The organism is Streptomyces sp. NPDC021212 (assembly GCF_044332925.1).
Lineage (GTDB): Bacteria > Actinomycetota > Actinomycetes > Streptomycetales > Streptomycetaceae > Streptomyces.
In genome coordinates, this window is record NZ_JBIRPZ010000003.1 from 45,121 (window position 1) to 63,979 (window position 18,859).

The window sequence follows — 18,859 nt, forward strand, 5'->3', positions numbered from 1 at the left end:
CGTACCCGCTCAAGGGACTCCGCCATGCGTACGTCACCCGACTGGGACCCGGCCCAGTACCTCCGCCACTCCGGCCACCGGGTCCGGCCCTTCCGCGACCTCATGGCCAGGATCCCCGCGCTCCCCGCGGAATCCGGCCGCCCGCCCCGCATCGCCGACATCGGCTGCGGCCCCGGCAACGTCACGGCCCTGCTCTTCGACCGCTGGCCCGACGCCCACATCACCGGCCTCGACAACTCCGCCGAGATGCTCGACCAGGCCCAGGCCCTCGCCGGCCCCACCACCGGCGGCGGCCGCCTCGACTTCCGTACGGCCGACGCCCTGCACTGGGAGCCCGACGAGCGTTTCGACCTCATCGTCTCCAACGCCGCGCTCCAGTGGGTGCCGGGCCACGCCGACGCCTTCCCCGCCTGGCTCGTCGCCCTGCGCCCCGGCGGCACCCTCGCCTTCCAGCTGCCCGGCAACTTCGGTGCCCCCAGCCACGCCCTGCTGCGCGACCTGTGCGCCGCCCCGCAGTGGCGCGACCGCCTCGCCGACGCCCCGCGCAGCCTCGCCGCCGCCCTGGAACCCCTCGACTACCTCGACCGGCTCACCGCGCTGGGCTGCGAGGTCGACGCCTGGGAGACCACGTACCTCCAGGTCCTCAGCGGCCCCGACCCGGTCCTCGACTGGACCAAGGGCACCGCCCTGCGGCCCGTCCTCACCGCCCTCGCCGACGACCCGGCCGCCCGCGACCGCTTCCTCGCCGAGTACGGCGCCCTGCTCCGCGAGGCGTACCCTCCGGCCCCGTACGGCACGGCCTTCCCGTTCCGCCGGATCTTCGCCGTCGCGACCAAGGAGGCGTGAGGGCCCCCGGGGCCATCACGCCTTGCGGTGGCCTATCAGCCGCGGCTTCTGCTCCAGACCGTCCAGGCCGTGCCAGGCCAGATTCACCAGATGCGCCGCCACCTCGGACTTCTTCGGCTTGCGGACGTCCAGCCACCACTGGCCGGTCAGCGCCACCATCCCCACCAGGGCCTGGGCGTACAGCGGGGCGAGCTTGGCGTCGAAGCCGCGGGCCTTGAACTCCAGGCCCAGGATGTCCTCCACCTGGGTGGCGATATCGCTGATCAGCGAGGCGAAGGTGCCCGTCGACTGGGCGACGGGGGAGTCACGGACCAGGATCCGGAAGCCGTCCGTGTACTCCTCGATGTAGTCCAGCAGGGCGAACGTGGCCTGCTCGCACAGCTCCCGCGGATGGCCCGCGGTCAGCGACGTGGTCACCATGTCCAGCATCCGCCGCATCTCACGGTCGACCACGACCGCGTACAGCCCTTCCTTGCCGCCGAAGTGCTCGTACACCACCGGCTTGGAGACCCCGGCCTTCGCCGCGATCTCCTCCACCGAGGTGCCCTCGAAGCCCCGTTCGGCGAAGAGCGCCCGACCGATGTCCAGCAGCTGCTCCCGGCGCTCCTTGCCGGTCATCCGTACCCTGCGGGGCCGCCGGGGACCGGATCCGGAGGACCGGGCGGCCCGGGCCGCCCGGTCCTTGCTACCGCTGGTATTACTGTCGGATTCCACGCGCTCTATCATGCCGCTTCGGCAGGGGCCTCTTTACGGCGGGAGTCGATACGCTCCGCGTTCGGCCACCGGACGTCATAGGCCCAGCCCAGCTGCTCGAACCAGCGGATGATCCGGGCGCTGGAGTCCAGTTGGCCCTTCATCACCCCGTGCCGGGCGCACGTCGGATCCGCGTGGTGCAGGTTGTGCCAGGACTCGCCGCACGAGAGCACCGCGAGCCACCACACGTTCCCGGAGCGGTCGCGCGACTTGAACGGCCGCTTGCCCACCGCGTGGCAGATCGAGTTGATCGACCAGGTCACATGGTGGAGCAGCGCCACCCGGACGAGGGACCCCCAGAAGAACGCGGTCGCGGCCCCCTGCCACGACCAGGTCACCAGGCCGCCGATGGCGGCGGGCAGCAGCAGCGAGACGACCGTCCACACCACGAACTGGCGGGAGACGTTACGGACCGCGTCGTCCTTGATCAGGTCCGGCGCGTACTTGTGCTGCGGCGTCTGCTCCTCATCGAACATCCACCCGATATGTGCCCACCACAACCCCTTCATCAGGGCCGGGACGGTCTCCCCGAACCGCCACGGCGAATGCGGGTCGCCCTCCGCATCGGAGAACTTGTGGTGCTTGCGGTGATCGGCCACCCAGCGCACCAGCGGCCCCTCGACCGCGAGCGAACCCGCGATCGCCAGCGCGATCCGCAGCGGCCGCTTCGCCTTGAAGGAGCCATGGGTGAAGTAGCGGTGGAAGCCGATCGTGATGCCGTGGCAGCCGATGTAGTACATGACCACCATCAGCGCCAGGTCCAGCCAGCTGACCCCCCAGCCCCAGGCCAGGGGGATCGCGGCGACCAGGGCGATGAACGGAACGGTGATGAACAGCAGAAGGGTGATCTGTTCGACGGAACGCTTGCTGTCCCCGCCGAGCGTGGCGGAGGGAAGCGGGGTGTCCTGGGCCTTCGGCGCGTCGTGGGCCACGTCGGGGCTTGCAGTCATGGGATCCCTCGTGGGGCTCGGGGGCTGGGCTACGGGTCCGTAACCTACGGCGACGTAAGTATGGCAGGGCCGAGAACCGGGGCAAGAGGGCTCTGGTTTCGCCCGAGGGAACGCCGCCTATCCTGGGGGCGTCGGACAGCGCGGTCCGCACATCGCCGAAAGCACCCGGTGCGGGCCCTGCGGCGCCAGCGGCGCGGGGCTCCACCCCCGCCAGGAACCCCCGTTCACTGCAAGGAGCCCGCACCTGTGAGCAGTGCCGACCACACCAATGCCGCCCTGCGTGCCGATATCCGCCGTCTGGGCGACCTTCTCGGCGAGACCCTGGTCCGACAGGAGGGGCCCGACCTCCTCGACCTCGTCGAGCGCGTCCGCGCCCTCACCCGGAGTGACGGCGAGGCCGCCGCCGAGCTGCTCGGCACCACCGACCTGCCGACCGCCGCCAAGCTGGTGCGCGCCTTCTCCACCTACTTCCACCTGGCCAACGTCACCGAGCAGGTCCACCGCGGCCGCGAGCTGAGCACCCGGCGCGCCGCCGAGGGCGGCATCCTCGCCCGCACCGTCGACCAGCTCAAGGACGCCGACGCCGGTCATCTGCGGCAGACCGTGGAGCACCTGGGCGTCCGCCCGGTCTTCACCGCCCACCCCACCGAGGCCGCCCGCCGCACGGTCCTCAACAAGCTGCGCCGGATCGCCGAGCTGCTGGACACCCTCGCCGCCGGCGGCGAGAGCCGCCGCGCCGACCTGCGGCTCGCCGAGAACATCGACCTGCTGTGGCAGACCGACGAGCTGCGGGTCGCCCGCCCCGAGCCCGCCGACGAGGCCCGCAACGCCATCTACTACCTCGACGAGCTGCACGCCCACGCCGTCGGCGACGTCCTGGAGGACCTCACCGCCGAGCTGGAGCGGGTCGGCATCGAGCTGCCCGCCACCACCCGCCCGCTCACCTTCGGCACCTGGATCGGCGGCGACCGCGACGGCAACCCCAATGTCACCCCCCAGGTCACCTGGGAGGTGCTGATCCTCCAGCACGAGCACGGCATCACCGACGCCCTGGAGATCATCGACGACCTGCGGGCCGCCCTCTCCAGCTCGATCCGCAACTCCGACGCCTCCGAGGAACTGCTCACCTCCCTCCAGCGCGACCTGGAGCTGCTGCCCGAGATCAGCCCGCGCTACAAGCGGCTCAACGCCGAGGAGCCCTACCGGCTCAAGGCCACCTGCATGCGGCAGAAGCTCGTCAACACCCGCGAGCGCCTGGCCAAGGACGCCCCGCACGTCCCCGGCCGCGACTACCTCGGCACCGCCGAGATGCTGGCCGACCTGAAGCTCATCCAGGACTCGCTGCGCGCCCACCGCGGCGCCCTGATCGCCGACGGCCGCCTCGAACGCGCCATCCGCACCCTCGCCGCCTTCGGCCTCCAGCTCGCCACCATGGACGTACGCGAGCACGCCGACGCCCACCACCACGCCCTCGGTCAGCTCTTCGACCGCCTCGGCGAGGAAACCTGGCGGTACGCGGACATGCCCCGCGACTACCGGCGCAAGCTGCTCGCCAAGGAGCTGCGCTCGCGCCGCCCGCTCGCGCCCTCCCCGGCGCCGCTGGACGCCGCCGGGGCCAAGACCCTCGGCGTCTTCCAGACCATCCGCGAGTCGTTCGAGCGGTTCGGGCCCGAGATCGTCGAGTCCTACATCATCTCCATGTGCGCCGGCTCGGACGACGTCTTCGCCGCCGCCGTCCTCGCCCGCGAGGCCGGTCTCATCGATCTGCACGCCGGCTGGGCCAAGATCGGCATCGTGCCGCTGCTGGAGACCACCGACGAGCTGAAGATCGCCGACCAGCTCCTCGACGAGATGCTCTCCGACCCCTCCTACCGGCGCCTCGTCTCGCTGCGCGGCGACGTCCAGGAGGTCATGCTCGGCTACTCCGACTCCTCCAAGTTCGGCGGCATCACCACCTCCCAGTGGGAGATCCACCGCGCCCAGCGGCTGCTGCGCGACGTCGCCCACCGGCACGGCGTACGGCTGCGCCTCTTCCACGGCCGCGGCGGCACCGTCGGCCGCGGCGGCGGCCCCACCCACGACGCGATCCTGGCCCAGCCGTGGGGCACCCTCGAAGGCGAGATCAAGGTCACCGAGCAGGGCGAGGTCATCTCCGACAAGTACCTCGTCCCCTCGCTCGCCCGCGAGAACCTGGAGCTGACGGTGGCCGCCACCCTTCAGGCGTCGGCCCTGCACACCGCCCCGCGCCAGTCGGACGAGGCGCTCGCCCGGTGGGACGCGGCGATGGAGACGGTCTCCGACGCCGCCCACGGCGCCTACCGCGCCCTCGTGGACGACCCCGACCTGCCCGCCTACTTCTTCGCCTCCACCCCCGTCGACCAGCTCGCCGAACTCCACCTCGGCTCCCGTCCGTCCCGCCGTCCCGACTCCGGCGCGGGCCTGGACGGACTGCGGGCCATCCCGTGGGTCTTCGGCTGGACCCAGTCCCGGCAGATCGTCCCCGGCTGGTTCGGCGTCGGCTCCGGCCTCAAGGCGGCCCGCGAGGCCGGGCTCGACGGAGTGCTGGACGAGATGCACCAGCACTGGCACTTCTTCCGCAACTTCCTGTCCAACGTCGAGATGACCCTCGCCAAGACGGACCTGCGGATCGCCCGCCACTACGTCGACACCCTGGTGCCGGACGAGCTGAAGCACGTCTTCGACGTCATCCGGGCGGAGCACGAGCTGACCGTGCGGGAGGTGCTGCGGATCACCGGCGAGACCGAGCTGCTGGACTCCAACCCCGTCCTGAAGCAGACCTTCCACGTCCGGGACGCCTACCTGGACCCGATCTCCTACCTCCAGGTGAGCCTGCTCCACCGGCAGCGCACCGCGCGCGAGCGCGGCGACGAGCCCGACCCGGTGCTGTCCCGGGCCCTGCTCCTCACCGTCAACGGCGTGGCGGCCGGCCTGCGCAACACCGGCTGACCACCCCGGCACACAAGCGGCGGCCCGCTCCCTCGGGGGAAGCGGGCCGCCGCTTGTGTGCCGCGCAAGGCGCTAGAACGTCAGCGTGGCGAAGGACGCCACCAGCACCGCCGCGCCCGCGAGGCCCAGGCCCCAGGCCGTACGGCGCATGCGGAGCCCGCCCGCCACGAGCAGCGACGCCAGCAGCAGCGAGCCGCCGAACGGGACCCAGGCGTGCAGGATGCCCGCCACGCCCGTGCGGACCACCTCGTCCGTGCCCGGCTTGACGACGACCAGCAGCCGCTCACCCGTGCCGTCCGTGACCGCCGCGTCGACCTTCGCCCGGGCCTGCGCCTCGCCGCCCCGGGAGGCGGGGGTGAAGCGGCCGGTGCACCAGTCGTCGTCACAGCGGGACACCGTGAACGTGCCACGCTCCAGACCCTTGGTGAGCATGGAGGGCTTGGCGTCGCCCCAGGAGGACCACACCCCTGCCACCAGGATCAGCAGCGCGACGAGCGTCATCGCCACGTTCTTCGCGAGCAACAGCAGCCCGTACATGCTCTCGCCCGCTCGCCGCGTGCGGCTGCGCTTGGTGATGCCGGTGGATGCCATGGCGGTAGATCTTTGCCACCGGCGGGCCCTGGGTCAACCTCCGGCCGAACAACCGCGCGAGAGCCGTTCAGGAGTTGTAGGTGCCCTGCGCGCGCTCCAGGCCGTCCACGATGAGCGTCTCCACGGCATCGGCCGCGCGGTCCACGAAGTAGTCCAACTCCCTGCGCTCAGCGGCGGAGAAGTCCTTCAGCACGAACGCCGCGACATCCATCCGGCCGGGCGGCCGGCCGATGCCGAAACGGATGCGGAAGTAGTCCGGGCCCCCCGATTTGGTGATCGACTTCAGCCCGTTGTGGCCATTGTCACCGCCGCCGAGCTTCAGCCTCAGCGCGCCGTAGTCGATGTCCAATTCGTCGTGAATCGCGATGACATGGCCCACCGGCACCTTGTAGAAGTCACGCAGCGCGGTCGTCGGTCCGCCTGACAGATTCATGAACGACATCGGCTTCGCGACGATCACCCGGCGGCTGCCCGGACCGGGCGGGCCGATGCGTCCTTCCACCACCTGCGCACGGGACTTGTGCGCCTTGAAGCGCCCGCCCATCCGCTCGGCCAGCAGCTCGGCCACCATGAAGCCGACATTGTGGCGGTTGGCCGCGTACTCCGGGCCGGGGTTGCCCAGGCCCACCACGAGCCACGGGCTGCTCGCGTCTGCGTCGCTCATCGTCTCGTTCTCCTGAGTGACTGAGTGAGGGGAGTGGCTGAGTGAGGGGAGGCGCCGCGCTCCGGCGGCCTCATCGCGCAACGGTCTCTTGCTACGCGACCGCCGCCCCGCTGGCAGCAGCGGGGCGGCGGTCGCCAAGCGATGCGGGACGAGGGGGATCAGCCCTCGGCGCCCTCACCCTCGCCCTCGGCGGCCTCCTCGGCCGGAGCCTCGGCCTGCGCGGCGACGATGTGCACCACCGGCGCGTCGTCCTCGACGGCCAGGGCGGTGCCCTTCGGCAGCTTGATGTCCTTGGCGTAGATGGTGTCGCCGGCGTCCAGGCCCTCGATCGAGATGGTGACACCCTCGGGGATGTGGGTGGCCTCGGTCTCGACCGGCAGCGCGTTCAGCACGTGCTCGACCAGGTTGGCGCCCGGGGCCAGGTCGCCCTCGATGTTGATCGGCACCTCGACGGTGACCTTCTCGCCCTTGCTCACCAGGAGCAGGTCGACGTGCTCCAGGACGCCGATCTTGATCGGGTGGCGCTGCACGGCCTTGGGGATGACCAGCTCGCTCTTGCCGCCCTCGATCTCCAGGCGCAGCAGGACGTTCGGGGTCTTGAGCGCCATCAGCAGGTCGTAGGCCGGAAGCGTCACGTGCACCGGGTCGGCGCCGTGGCCGTAGACGACACCGGGAACGCGGTCGGCCAGGCGGGTGCGGCGGGCCGCGCCCTTGCCGAACTCGGTGCGGGGCTTGGCGGGAATCTTGACCTCGGCCATGGGGCACTCCTCGTAGATCGTGTACATGTGGCCGTCACCCGGCCCACGACAGACCTGCTACGAAGAGCGCGTCGATAACGGACGAGCTGTGCGAACCACAGCCTCCCTCGCCGAGCAACCCCACGAGTCTACCAACGGTCGCCCCATGGCTGAGGCCACCCCTCACGGGATGGCCTCAGCCGGGTCGATCCGCGGTGCGGCCCGCGGTTAAGCCCATCAGACGTGCTCCTCGAAGAGGCTGGTCACGGAGCCGTCCTCGAAGACCTCCTGCACGGCACGGGCGACGGTCGGCGCCATCGACAGCACGGTGATCTTGTCCAGATCGACCTCGGCCGGCGTCGGCAGGGTGTTGGTGAACACGAACTCGCTGACCTTGGAGTTCTTCAGCCGGTCCGCGGCCGGGCCCGACAGGACGCCATGGGTCGCCGTCACGATCACGTCCTCCGCGCCGTTCGCGAACAGCGCGTCCGCCGCGGCGCAGATCGTGCCACCGGTGTCGATCATGTCGTCGACCAGCACACACACCCGGCCCCGGACGTCACCGACGACCTCGTGGACCGTCACCTGGTTCGCCACATCCGGATCACGCCGCTTGTGCACGATCGCCAGCGGCGCGCCCAGCCGGTCACACCAGCGGTCGGCGACCCGCACCCGGCCCGCGTCCGGCGAGACCACCGTCAGTTTCGAGCGGTCCACCTTGGCGCCCACGTAGTCCGCGAGGATCGGCAGCGCGAAGAGGTGGTCCACCGGGCCGTCGAAGAAGCCCTGGATCTGGTCGGTGTGCAGGTCGACCGTGAGGATGCGGTCGGCGCCCGCGGTCTTGAGCATGTCGGCGATCAGGCGCGCCGAAATCGGCTCCCGGCCACGGTGCTTCTTGTCCTGACGGGCATAGCCGTAGAACGGCACGATCACCGTGATGGAGCGCGCGGAGGCCCGCTTCAGGGCATCGATCATGATGAGCTGTTCCATGATCCACTTGTTGATCGGAGCCGTGTGGCTCTGGATCAGGAAGCAGTCGGCGCCCCGCGCGGACTCCTGGAAGCGGACGTAGATCTCGCCGTTGGCGAAGTCGAATGCCTTGGTCGGGACCAGGCTGACGCCCAACTCGTGGGCGACCTCCTCGGCCAGCACGGGGTGGGCGCGGCCGGAGAAGAGCATCAACTTCTTCTCGCCGGTCGTCTTGATCCCGGTCACGTCACGTCTCCTTGGATGTCACTTTGGTGCGCGCTTTTACGGTACGCCCCCGCATGGGCGCACCGGTTCGCAGGTCACTGCCCGCCTTCGTCCTCCTGGCGCGCGGCTGCCGCGGCTTCCGCCGCCTGCGCCGCGGCGCTTCCGGGGCGCTTGCGGGCGACCCAGCCCTCGATGTTCCGCTGCTGTCCGCGTGCGACGGCGAGCGATCCCGGGGGCACATCCTTGGTGATGACCGAGCCGGCGGCGGTGTAAGCGCCGTCCCCGACTGTGACAGGAGCCACAAACATGTTGTCCGAACCGGTCTTGCAGTGGTTGCCGACGTGCGAACGGTGCTTCTTCTCGCCGTCGTAGTTCACGAAGACGCTGGCGGCACCGATGTTGGTGAAGTCGCCGATCGTGGCGTCGCCCACGTAGGACAGATGCGGCACCTTGGTGCCCTCGCCGATCTCGGAGTTCTTCATCTCCACGTACGTACCGGCCTTGGACTTCGGGCCCAGCCGGGTGCCCGGGCGCAGATACGCGTACGGTCCGGCCGACGCGCCCGCGCCGATCACCGAGTCCACCGCCACGGTGAAGCTCGCCACCGCGCCCTCGCCGAGCGTGGTGTCGGTGAGCCGCGAGTTCGGGCCGACCTCGGCGCCCGTGGCCAGGTGCGTGGTGCCCAGCAGTTGGGTGCCGGGGTGGATCACGCTGTCCTGCTCGACGGTGACCGTCACGTCGATCCACGTGCTGGCCGGGTCCATCACGGTGACGCCGCTGAGCATGGCGCGCTCCAGCAGCCGGTCGTTGAGCAGCCGGCGGGCCTCGGACAGCTGCACCCGGTTGTTGATGCCGACGATCTCGCGGTGGTCGGCGGCGACCGACGCGCCGACCCGGTGCCCGGCCTCGCGCAGGATGCCGAGCACATCGGTGAGGTATTCCTCACCCTGGCTGTTGTCGGTCCGCACCTTGCCGAGCGCGTCGGTGAGCAGCTGGGCGTCGAAGGCGAAGACTCCGGAGTTGATTTCGCGGATCGCGCGCTGGGCGTCGGTGGCGTCCTTGTGCTCGACGATGGCGGTGACGGCGCCGGACGCCTCGTCCCGCACGATGCGGCCGTAGCCGGTGGCGTCGGGCACCTCGGCGGACAGCACGGTCACCGCGTTCCCGTCGGCGGAGTGGGTCCCGGCGAGCTGCTTGAGGGTCTCGCCGGTCAGCAGCGGGGTGTCGCCGCAGACGACGATCACGGTGCCGTCGAGGGCCACACCGCTGTCGGACAGCTCCTCCAGGCCCATCCGGACCGCGTGCCCGGTGCCGTTCTGCTCGTGCTGGACGGCGGTGCGGGCGCCGGCGTCGATCTCGGCCAGATGGGCGGAGACCTGCTCCCGGGCGTGGCCGACCACGACCACCAGATGCTCGGGCGAGAGCTCGCGGGAGGCGGCGACGACATGCCCGACGAGGGACCGGCCGCAGATGGCGTGCAGAACCTTGGGGGTCGCCGACTTCATGCGAGTGCCCTCACCCGCTGCGAGGACGACGACGGCTGCCGGGCGGTTGGCGCTCACGGGTGTGCCCTTCGGCTTCGGGTAGGGGGTGGACACCCGCAGGATACCGAGAGGTTTCCCCCCGGAAACGACTGCGGGTCCCGACCATGAAGGACGGGACCCGGGAATGGGGGCTCCCCCGCCAGGACTCGAACCCGGACTAATGGCACCAAAAGCCACTGTGCTGCCAATTACACCACAGGGGATAGCAAGGAGGTCCAAGCCGGACGCCCGGCCGGGCGGTCGACTTGGCCCCCACCACTATGCCGTACCGCCGGGCTCCGATGCGACGGTATGCGGCAGTGTCCCGTCGGCCGTGCCCCGGCGGCGCTGTGTGCGCATGGTCACAGACGTCGAAAACATGCTCGATTCAACTGTTCGAGTTAAAACCGTTGATATACCGACTGTTCGAGTGAGACACATGCGGCCGTGTCCCCCGGAAAAGGGCTGGCGTGCGGCCGTAGTCTGGTCGCTATGACTGCGACGGGGGCATCACAGGACACGAGTGCGCGCGGTGCTCCCGGCGGGCCCGGCGGCCCTCTGTGGTGGTCGCGGCGGCGCAGCATGGTGCTGGACGTCATGCTCGGCGTCGCGTCGGCGGCCGAATGCGCCGCGGAGGGCGTCGGATTCGCGCACGACGCCCGGATGCCGGTCGCCTTCGGGGTCCTGCTCGGGCTGATCGTCGGGGCCACCCTGGTGCTGCGGCGGCGCTGGGCGATCGCCGTGGTGCTGATATCGATCGCCGTCACCCCCGCCGAGATGGGGCTGCTGCTCGGCGTCGTCGGTCTCTACACCCTCGCCGCGTCCGAGGTGCCGCGCCGGATCTCGGCGGTGCTGGCCGGGATGGCGGGCGCCGGGACCTTCCTCGTCACGATGATCCGCTTCCAGCAGGACAACAACCTCCAGGACGACTGGGGCTCGGCCGTCTGGGAGGCCGCGCTCTTCTCGGTGACGATCACCCTGGCGGTCACCGCGCCGCCCGTGCTGCTCGGGCTGTACGTCCGGGCCCGGCGGCGGCTGGTGGAGAGCCTGCGGGAGCGCGCCGACGGCCTGGAGCGCGAACTGTCGCTGCTCGCCGACCGGGCCGAGGAACGGGCCGAGTGGGCGCGCAATGAGGAGCGCACCCGGATCGCCCGCGAGATGCACGACGTGGTGGCGCACCGGGTGAGCCTGATGGTGGTGCACGCGGCGGCGCTCCAGGCGGTGGCGCTCAAGGACCCGGAGAAGGCGTCGAAGAACGCGGCCCTGGTGGGCGACATGGGGCGGCAGGCCCTCACCGAGCTGCGGCAGATGCTGGGCGTCCTGCGCTCGGACGCCCCGGCCGCGGCGAAGCCGGTGCCGCTGGCCTCGGTGGCGGTAGCCGCCTCGGCAGCCGCCGAGGCGGCGACGGCGTCGGCCGCGGAACCCGTCGCGGACGCGGACGCGGGCGGGCCGCGGCTGGCGGAGATGGAGGCGCTGGTCGGCCAGTCGCGCGCGGCCGGGATGGCCGTGGAGCTGTCGGTCGAGGGTGAGGAGCGGCGGTACGCGGCGCGGGTGGAGCAGACCGCGTACCGGGTGGTGCAGGAGGCGCTGACCAACGTGCACAAGCACGCCCCGGGCGCCAGCACCCGGATCCGTCTCGCGCACCGCGGCGCGGAGATCGCGGTGCTGGTGGAGAACGGCCCCTCGGAGCGGGGCGCGGCGGACGCCGGGCTGCCGAGCGGGGGCAATGGGCTGGTGGGCATGAAGGAACGGGTCTCCACGCTGGGCGGCGGCTTCGTCTCGGGCCCGACGGACACCGGCGGCTTCCGCGTCTCCGCGGTAATCCCGGACCGCACCCGCCCCCTGGACACCCCCGAACCCGACCGAGCCCGTACCGCGTAGCGCCCCGCGGCCACCCGAGTTTCCCTGCGACGGCTCCCCGCGTGCTGTGGAGCACGCCCGCGACGGACCGGTGCCCGCGGGCGCGAGGGGCGCGGGGAACTGCGCGATCGGCCACGACGGCGCCGCAGTCAACCGACGGCGCACCCACCCGCACCCCAGCGGAGCGCCTACGCGCGGGAGAGCCGAGCCGGCAGCGTGCCCGTGATCAGCGCGCCCAGCGCAGCGTCAAGCGTGGCGCCCAGGTACCAGTCGCCGGTGTGGTCGAGGCTGTAGACCCGCCCCTCCGCGTCGATGGTCAGCAGCCCCTGCCCGTCGGCCTCCTCGCCCAGCGGGCAGACCTCGGTCTCCAGGGCGCGTCCCAAGTCGCCGAGGGTCCGGGCCAGGTGGAGCCCGTGGAGGGGGTCGATGCGGAACGGGGTCGGGGCGATCTGGCGGCCGGTGCCGGGCGGCTGGACGTGCAGTCCGCCGAATTCGGCCCAGGCCTCGACGGCGGCCGGGAAGACGGTGTGCCGGTGCCCGGCGGGGGAGGCGTGGGAGGACAGCGTGTCCGCCCAGTGCTCGGCGCGCTCCATGTCCCAGCGGCCCGGCTGCCAGCCCGCCTCGCGGAGGGCGGCGTCGACGGGGACGGGGAAGCGGGTGGTGTCGGTTCGGTCGAAGGGAGGCGTCACGCTTCCTCACCCACCACCCGTACGCCGAAGTGGCCCAGCAGCGCCGTGCAGGAGAGGCAGGGTGGGGCGTACGAGCCGTGCTGCGGGTCGCCCGCCTCACGGATCCGGCGGGCCGTCAGCTTCGACTGTTTCAGGGAGCGGCGGGCCTCACCGTGGGTGAGCGGTTTGCGGGATGCGCGTTTGGAGCGGCCCGCCTCGACGGCGGTCAGATAACGGGAGAGCAGGACCGCTTCGGGGCAGCGGCCGGTGAAACGTTCGCGCTGCCCGCTGGTGAGGGCGTCGAGGAAGTCCTGCACCAGGGGGTGGAGGGCGGGAGCCTGGTCGGCTTTGCCTCCGGTGCAGGTCAGCGTCTCGCCGCGAACGGAGAGCGCCGCTGCGACGGCGGGCAGGAGTGTGTCGCGGCGGTGGTGCAGCGGGGGCGGGCCGGCGTCGGGGTCGACGCTGCTCCATCTCAGCCGGGGGTCGCTGGCCGCGGGGGCGGCTCCGTCGCCGCCCCCGTAGCTCTGCGTGATGTGCATGTGGTGGGTCCCTCCCTGTGCATCCACCGCAATCCCCCGGTTGCGGAAGATCAGCCTGCCAAATGCGACGGGAAACAAGGTAGTCCGGGTGCGTCGGCCCAGGTGGGCGGGCGGGGTGGTGGCCGACCGGTTCCGGTTGTGGCACCACCGAATAGGCTGTGCCCCATACGCCAGCATCAGCAGGGGGCAACCGCCATGACGACAGGTCGGCTCGGGCAGCACGCCGCGCCACCGAACACGGCCTACGCCGGGCAGGTCGTGCACTTCCCGGATCCGGTTCGGGCCGCCCGACACCCCATGGGCGTCCGGGTCGATGAAAACGGCTTTCCGGACTTTTCGCCGTACGCCCGCGCGGTCGCCGAAATCGCCGAGCCCCCGGAGGGGTTCGGGGTCGACGAGCTGCGGCTGACCGACTTCGTATCGGCGAACGCCGCGCTGCATGCCTCCGGCCATGAGCTGTGGAGCGAAACCTCGCAGGTGGCCACTCCGCACGGCTGGACGTGGCACCACGCCCCCGGCAGCCGCCGGATGGAGCTGATCCCGGTCGAGGTCAAGGCGCTGCTGCGGCATCACGGCGGGCTCGCGACGGCCCCGGTGGACCAGGACAAGCGGGGCACCCGTCCGCTGCAGGACACCCGGCCGATCCACTTCGGGCTGCCGGTGCGGGGGCTCTCGGTCACCGAGGAGCAGGTGCTCGGCGTGGAGGAGGACCTCGGCTACCGGCTGCCGGAGTCGTACCGCGCGTTCCTGAAGGCGGCGGGCGGTTGCGCGCCGGTGGGCGCGGCGCTCGATCCGGAGCTGGGGCTTCTGGTCGACCAGCCGTTCTTCACGGTGCGCGACGTGGCGGCGGTCAACGACCTCGTCTATGTCAACAAGTGTCTGCGCGACCACTTCACCAAGGACTATCTGGGCGTGGGCTTCGTCCAGGGCGGAGTGATCGCGGTGAAGGTGAAGGGGGACGCCATCGGCTCGGTGTGGTTCTGCGCGTACGACGACGCGCGGGACCGCGACGGCTGGACGGTCAAGGAGCGGGTGGAGCGGCTGCTGCTGCCGTGCGGCGAGGACTTCGACGCCTTCCTGCTGCGGCTCGCGGGCAATCCGCCGGAGCTGGAGACCGTGGCGAACCTGATGGTGGACGGCGGGTTCGCGTACGCCGTACCCGTGGAGGGGTGAGCGCGATGGTGACCTTCGCACAGGCGCAGGAGCGCGCCGAACTCTGGATCAACGGTGAGGTGCCCGCCTACCGGCAGCGCGAGGTGCGGGTGCGGGAGTTCGACCTGGGCTTCGTGGCCTGGGCCGAGGACCGCCCGGACGGACCGGTCTCGGGCGCGCCCGCGGACGGCGCCCGGCTGGTGATCGCGCGGGACAGCGGGGATACGACGCTGTGGCCCGGGCTGCCGGTGGGTGAGGTGATCCGCCGGTACGAGGAGGAGTACGGGGCGAACGACGACCGCGCCCAGGAGACCACCGGGGGCCGGGGGCAGCGCATCGACCTCAATGTGACGTCCTTCCTGCTGACTCCGCCGGAGTGGCTGCAGGAGGCGGCGGACGCGATGAGCGGCGGCGGGGACGCGCCGGACGTTCCCGCGCAGCGGTCCGCCGCGGAGAGCGCCCCCGCGGCGGACGAGGCGGCGGACGACTGGCCGTCGGGCGGTGTCCCGTCGCCGCGCGGCGAGGCGCCCGGTGGCGGTGAGCCGCGGGATGCGGTGCCCGGGCCGAAGCCGGTGGACGACTGGCCGTCGGATGGCGTGCCGTCGCCGCGCGCCGAGGCGCCCGCCTCCGGTTCGTCGTCGACGCCCGCTTCCGGTTCGGCCGATGGGGGCTGGCGTAAGGGTGCGCCGACGTCGCCGCCCGGTGGCGGCGAGCCGCGAGATGCCGCGCCCGGGTCCGGGCCGGTGGACGACTGGCCGTCGGACGGCGTCCCGGCGCCGCGCACCGATGCGCCCGCGCCCGCCTCCGGTTCGGCTTCCGGTTCGGCCGATCAGGGCTGGCGTAACGGTCCGCCTCCGCCGCCGCCCGGTGGCGGTGAGCCGCGGGATGCGGTGCCCGGGCCGAAGCCGGTGGACGACTGGCCGTCCGACGGCGTGACGCCGCCGCGGCGGAACAGCGACGTGGACGACTGGCCGTCGGACGGAGTGGCCCGGCCGCTCGCCGATGCGTCCGCGCCCCCGTCCACCCCCGCGCCCGGGGGCGGCAGCCCGTGGGCCCCGCCTCCGCCCGCCCCGGCGCCCGCGTCGCCCGCTTCCGGTGAGACGCCGGCGGGCCCGTCCACGCCCGGCGGCGGTACGCCGTGGGCCGACACCAACTCCGCCAGTGACGACGGCGATCGCTCGGTCGCCCCGCCCGCCACGGTGTTCGCCCCGCCGCTCGCGGGTTCGGACGACGAGGACTCCCCGGCCCCCGGGGTGCGGCCGGACGCCAAGACCGAGCTGATGTCGGCGGGCAGCGCGCTGCCGCCCACCGCCGTCTCTCCGCCCTTCGACTTCCCGGGGGCGGGCACATCCGACGCGTCCTCCGGCGCGGCCGACATCGCGGACGCCGCCACCCACAAGGCGGGCCCGCCGAGCGGCCCGACGCCCCCGCCGCCGCCCGGCGCGCCGGGTACGCCCGGTGCCCGGCCGGGTGCGGGGGCGCACACGCCTCCGCCGCCGAGCCCGTCCGGCCCTGGTGCTCCGGGCGCTCCGGCCGGGGGGTACGTACCGACGCAGCTGGTCTCGCAGCTCGACGCCGACAGCATGGGCGGCGGCACCCCGGGGGCTCCCGGTGCGCCTGGCACGCCCGGTTCTCCCGGTGCGCAGAACGGTCCGCCGACTCCGCCGCCGCCTCCGGCCCCCGGCACTCCCGGCGGTGGGGTGCACGCGGCGGCGACGATGCTGGCCGGTGGTCCGGGCGCGCCCAACACGCCCGGTGCTCCCGGCACGCCCGGCCAGACCCCGCCCAGTGGGCAGACGCCGCCGCCTCCTTCCACTCCGGGCGGTGGCGTGCACGCGGCGGCGACGATGCTGGCGGGTGGTGGCCAGACCCCGCCGCCCGGCCCCGGCGCGCCCGGCGTTCCGCCCCCGCCCGGCCCGCCCGGTACTCCGGGGCAGGGTGGGCCATCCAGCCCGCCCCCGCCCGGCCCTCCCGGTGTCCCCGGTGCGGGTGGTCCGCACACGCCGCCGCCCCCGCCCGCGCCCTTCCCGGGCGCTCCAGGCGCTCCCGGCGCCCCGGGCGCTCCCGGTGGTGGCGTGCACGCGGCGGCGACGATGCTGGCCGGAGGCCAGGCCCCGCCGCCCGGCGCACCCGGCGCACCCGGTGCCCCCCACATGCCGCCGCCCTCCGGGCCGCCCGCGCCCGGGATGGCTCCGCCGCCCGGCGTTCCGCAGCCGGGCATGCCGCAGCCCGGCATGCCGCCCGCGCCCGGTGGCGGGTACGCGTATCCGCCGCCGCCCGCCGGGCTGCCGACGGTCGGCCCCGGCTACATGGCCGTCCTCCGCTACCGCGCGCAGGACGGCTCCGAGCAGCAGCTGATCCGTCGTTCGGCGCCGGGCACCCCGCATCCGGAGTGGCAGATCCTGCATGAGCTGCGGGCGATGAACGTGCCGCCGCAGCAGGTGCTGGAGCTGCACACCGAGCTGGAGTCGTGCGATCTGCCGGGCGGTTACTGCGCGCGGATGATCCGCGAGTCGTGGCCGCAGGTGCGGATCAGCCATACGGCCCCGTACGGGCGGGATCACGCGACCCGGCAGCAGGGTGTGCGTCATCTGATCGAGCACCAGGGCGAGCTGCACCAGGTGGCGGACGGACCGGCCCGCCCGGCGCCCAACCGGGTGCCGTTGCCGCATCCCAGCCAGGTGCAGCCGATTCCGCCGGTGCCGCCGGAGGCGCTGGGGCACGAGCTGGGCCAGGCGTTCGGGCCGCAGGGCATCGTCCGGTTCGACCAGCGCGCGGTGTCGCGGCAGGGCGTACCGGACGTGGTGGCGCACACGCTGGTGTGGGCGGGGCTGCCTGCCGACTTCGGGCCGTTCTTCTGGGCCCAGGCGCAGGCGGGCCGCCCGGTGCCGACGCTCGCCGAGCTGGCGGCGGAGCGGGGTGTGCAGCCCGCGGCCGACGCCGGGTCGTACCTGGTGATGGGCAACGACTTCGGCCGTCAGCTCTGCGTGCAGTACGGCACGGCGCACATCGTGGCCGTGCCGCTGGAGGCGGCGCCGCAGCCGGTGCCGGCGCAGTTCGTCAACACCGGTCTGCCGGAGTTCGTGCGCTGCATGGGGCTGCTGGGCCGTATGTGGCGGCTGCGGTACGGGCTGACGCCGGAGCAGGCGGGCCGTTGGACGGTCGACTTCCAGGCGCAGCTGGCGGCCTTGGACCCGGCCGCGCTGTCCGCGCCCGACAACTGGTGGGCGGTGCTGCTGGAGCAGATGTGGGACGGTCTGCTCTGATTCCCTCCCGTATGAACGCCGGAGCGCGCTGAGCGCGCGCCCCCACCGAGGCGCCCGACCCCCGTGACGGGGGCGGGCGCCTTGTCGTTGTGGTATCCGGGCGGGCCCCGGCCGGGGAGATGGGCGGAGTGTCGCGTTATGGGCGATAAGACCCCATCCATCAAGATGTGCGCCGGAGCGCGTTGCCTACCGGACTAAGGGGTTCCAAGGATGGGCGCATCGGTGTCACGTCATGGCTTCACCATCGGCGGACGGGGCCGTGGTTACCGTCCCGCGCAGGTCGACCGCTATGTGGCGGAGCTGTCCGAGGCGCGTGACGCGGCGTGGGAGCGCGCCGCACGCCTCACCGTTCTCGCCAACGAGCTGGCCGCCGACGCCGAACGGCTGCGCGAGGTGATCGCCCAGCTGGCCCCCCAGACGTACGAATCGCTGGGTGATCGCGCGCAGCTGATCCTGATGGCCGCCGAGGAGGAGGTGGGCTGTCTGCGGGCCGCGGCCGAGGGCGCGGCGCAGGAGGAGTGGGAGGCCGCGCAGGCCGCCGCCCGGGTCGTCCGGGACGCCGCCCGCGATGAGGCCGAACGGGTGCGGGAGGCCGCCGAGGCGTCGGCGCGCAGCACCCTGGAGGCGGCCCAGGGGCAGGTGGAGGAGTTGCGCGCGGCCTCGCGCCGGGACGTCAAGGAGTGGCGCAGCGAGGCGCTGGCGGCGCTGAAGGAGATGCGCGAGCGCACCGCGGCGCTCCTCGCCGAGCAGGAGCGGGAGCATGCGGACCGGTGGGAGGCGGCCGGTCATGAGGTGGTCGAGCGCGAAGCGGCGATGACCGCGCGGCTGGCCCGGATGGAGGAGCACGCCCAGGCCGGGCTGGCGGACGCCAAGCGGGAGTACGCGATGGCGGATCAGGCGGCGCGGCTGCGGCAGGAGGACGCGCAGGCGCAGGCGGCGGAGATCATCGCGCAGGCGCGGGCCCGGGAGGAGCGGCTTGCCCGGGAGACGGAGCGGACGCTGCGCGAACATGTGGAGCGGCGCGAGGAACTGAAGGCGCATCTGGAGCACGTCCGCGGGAGTCTCGCGGCCCTGACGGGCAAGCCGGTCGTGGAGGACGCCCCTCCCGGCCCGCTCCCGCACCCGCAGCCGCACCCCGAGACCTGACGG

The 18,859-nt window shown here is 72.7% G+C and carries 15 protein-coding genes and 1 tRNA gene; 6 read left to right on the forward strand and 10 right to left on the reverse strand.

Annotated features, from left to right (window positions below):
* Positions 1-24: 24 nt before the first annotated feature.
* Entirely contained in the window at positions 25-846 is an 822-nt protein-coding gene (locus tag ACH4SI_RS08355) for a trans-aconitate 2-methyltransferase (RefSeq protein ID WP_398294060.1), read from the forward strand.
* A 15-nt stretch (positions 847-861) separates the two neighbouring features.
* Here the strand turns inward: ACH4SI_RS08355 and ACH4SI_RS08360 are convergent, their stop codons facing one another.
* Both ACH4SI_RS08360 and ACH4SI_RS08365 read right to left on the reverse strand, forming a co-directional pair.
* Positions 862-1,572, reverse strand: coding sequence for a TetR/AcrR family transcriptional regulator (locus tag ACH4SI_RS08360; RefSeq protein ID WP_398294062.1), 711 nt, complete (start codon positions 1,570-1,572; stop codon positions 862-864).
* Complete coding sequence (locus tag ACH4SI_RS08365; protein ID WP_398294064.1) at positions 1,569-2,549, reverse strand: acyl-CoA desaturase; 981 nt, start codon at positions 2,547-2,549, stop codon at positions 1,569-1,571. Before ACH4SI_RS08365 ends, ACH4SI_RS08360 begins: the two co-directional genes overlap by 4 nt.
* A 246-nt stretch (positions 2,550-2,795) precedes the next feature.
* On the opposite strand from ACH4SI_RS08365, the gene ppc reads away from it, so the two are divergent.
* Positions 2,796-5,516: a phosphoenolpyruvate carboxylase gene (ppc, locus tag ACH4SI_RS08370; RefSeq protein WP_398294066.1), complete on the forward strand. Its 2,721-nt coding sequence runs from the start codon at positions 2,796-2,798 to the stop codon at positions 5,514-5,516.
* 72 nt (positions 5,517-5,588) lie between these two features.
* On the opposite strand, the gene ACH4SI_RS08375 is transcribed toward ppc, so the two are convergent.
* The 6 genes from ACH4SI_RS08375 to ACH4SI_RS08400 form a co-directional block, all read right to left on the reverse strand.
* Entirely contained in the window at positions 5,589-6,107 is a 519-nt protein-coding gene (locus ACH4SI_RS08375; protein ID WP_398294068.1) for a hypothetical protein, read from the reverse strand.
* Positions 6,108-6,174: 67 nt separating this feature from the next.
* On the reverse strand, positions 6,175-6,771 hold the full coding sequence (gene pth, locus ACH4SI_RS08380) for an aminoacyl-tRNA hydrolase (RefSeq protein WP_179936424.1): 597 nt from the start codon (positions 6,769-6,771) through the stop codon (positions 6,175-6,177).
* Between the two features lie 158 nt (positions 6,772-6,929).
* Positions 6,930-7,529 carry a 50S ribosomal protein L25/general stress protein Ctc gene (locus ACH4SI_RS08385; RefSeq protein ID WP_398294070.1) on the reverse strand — a complete coding sequence of 200 codons (600 nt, stop codon included), beginning with the start codon at positions 7,527-7,529 and terminating at the stop codon, positions 6,930-6,932.
* A 216-nt stretch (positions 7,530-7,745) separates the two neighbouring features.
* Positions 7,746-8,723 (reverse strand): ribose-phosphate diphosphokinase, encoded by a 978-nt coding sequence (locus ACH4SI_RS08390; protein WP_398294072.1) that lies wholly within the window; start codon positions 8,721-8,723, stop codon positions 7,746-7,748.
* Between the two features lie 74 nt (positions 8,724-8,797).
* The gene (gene glmU / locus ACH4SI_RS08395; protein ID WP_398294074.1) at positions 8,798-10,264 is read right to left on the reverse strand and encodes a bifunctional UDP-N-acetylglucosamine diphosphorylase/glucosamine-1-phosphate N-acetyltransferase GlmU; all 1,467 of its coding nucleotides are present in this window, start codon (positions 10,262-10,264) and stop codon (positions 8,798-8,800) included.
* 113 nt (positions 10,265-10,377) lie between these two features.
* Positions 10,378-10,449: transfer RNA gene (locus ACH4SI_RS08400), tRNA-Gln, on the reverse strand.
* Positions 10,450-10,717: 268 nt separating this feature from the next.
* Between ACH4SI_RS08400 and ACH4SI_RS08405 the strand changes: the two genes are divergently transcribed.
* Positions 10,718-12,106 (forward strand): histidine kinase, encoded by a 1,389-nt coding sequence (locus ACH4SI_RS08405; RefSeq protein ID WP_398294076.1) that lies wholly within the window; start codon positions 10,718-10,720, stop codon positions 12,104-12,106.
* Positions 12,107-12,273: 167 nt separating this feature from the next.
* Here ACH4SI_RS08405 and ACH4SI_RS08410 read toward each other — a convergent pair whose 3' ends face one another.
* Both ACH4SI_RS08410 and ACH4SI_RS08415 read right to left on the reverse strand, forming a co-directional pair.
* Positions 12,274-12,774 (reverse strand): SUKH-3 domain-containing protein, encoded by a 501-nt coding sequence (locus ACH4SI_RS08410; protein ID WP_398294078.1) that lies wholly within the window; start codon positions 12,772-12,774, stop codon positions 12,274-12,276.
* Complete coding sequence (locus tag ACH4SI_RS08415) at positions 12,771-13,292, reverse strand: YwqJ-related putative deaminase (protein WP_398294080.1); 522 nt, start codon at positions 13,290-13,292, stop codon at positions 12,771-12,773. Before ACH4SI_RS08415 ends, ACH4SI_RS08410 begins: the two co-directional genes overlap by 4 nt.
* 195 nt (positions 13,293-13,487) lie before the next feature.
* Here ACH4SI_RS08415 and ACH4SI_RS08420 point away from each other — a divergent pair, with 195 nt between their 5' ends.
* The 3 genes from ACH4SI_RS08420 to ACH4SI_RS08430 all read left to right on the forward strand — a co-directional run bounded on the left by ACH4SI_RS08420 (position 13,488) and on the right by ACH4SI_RS08430 (position 18,856).
* On the forward strand, positions 13,488-14,465 hold the full coding sequence (locus ACH4SI_RS08420; RefSeq protein ID WP_398294082.1) for an SMI1/KNR4 family protein: 978 nt from the start codon (positions 13,488-13,490) through the stop codon (positions 14,463-14,465).
* A gap of 5 nt (positions 14,466-14,470) precedes the next feature.
* The gene (locus ACH4SI_RS08425; protein ID WP_398294084.1) at positions 14,471-17,710 is read left to right on the forward strand and encodes an SUKH-4 family immunity protein; all 3,240 of its coding nucleotides are present in this window, start codon (positions 14,471-14,473) and stop codon (positions 17,708-17,710) included.
* Positions 17,711-17,920: 210 nt separating this feature from the next.
* A complete protein-coding gene (locus ACH4SI_RS08430; protein ID WP_398294086.1) occupies positions 17,921-18,856 on the forward strand; it encodes a cellulose-binding protein in 936 nt (311 codons plus the stop codon).
* Positions 18,857-18,859 lie beyond the last annotated feature (3 nt).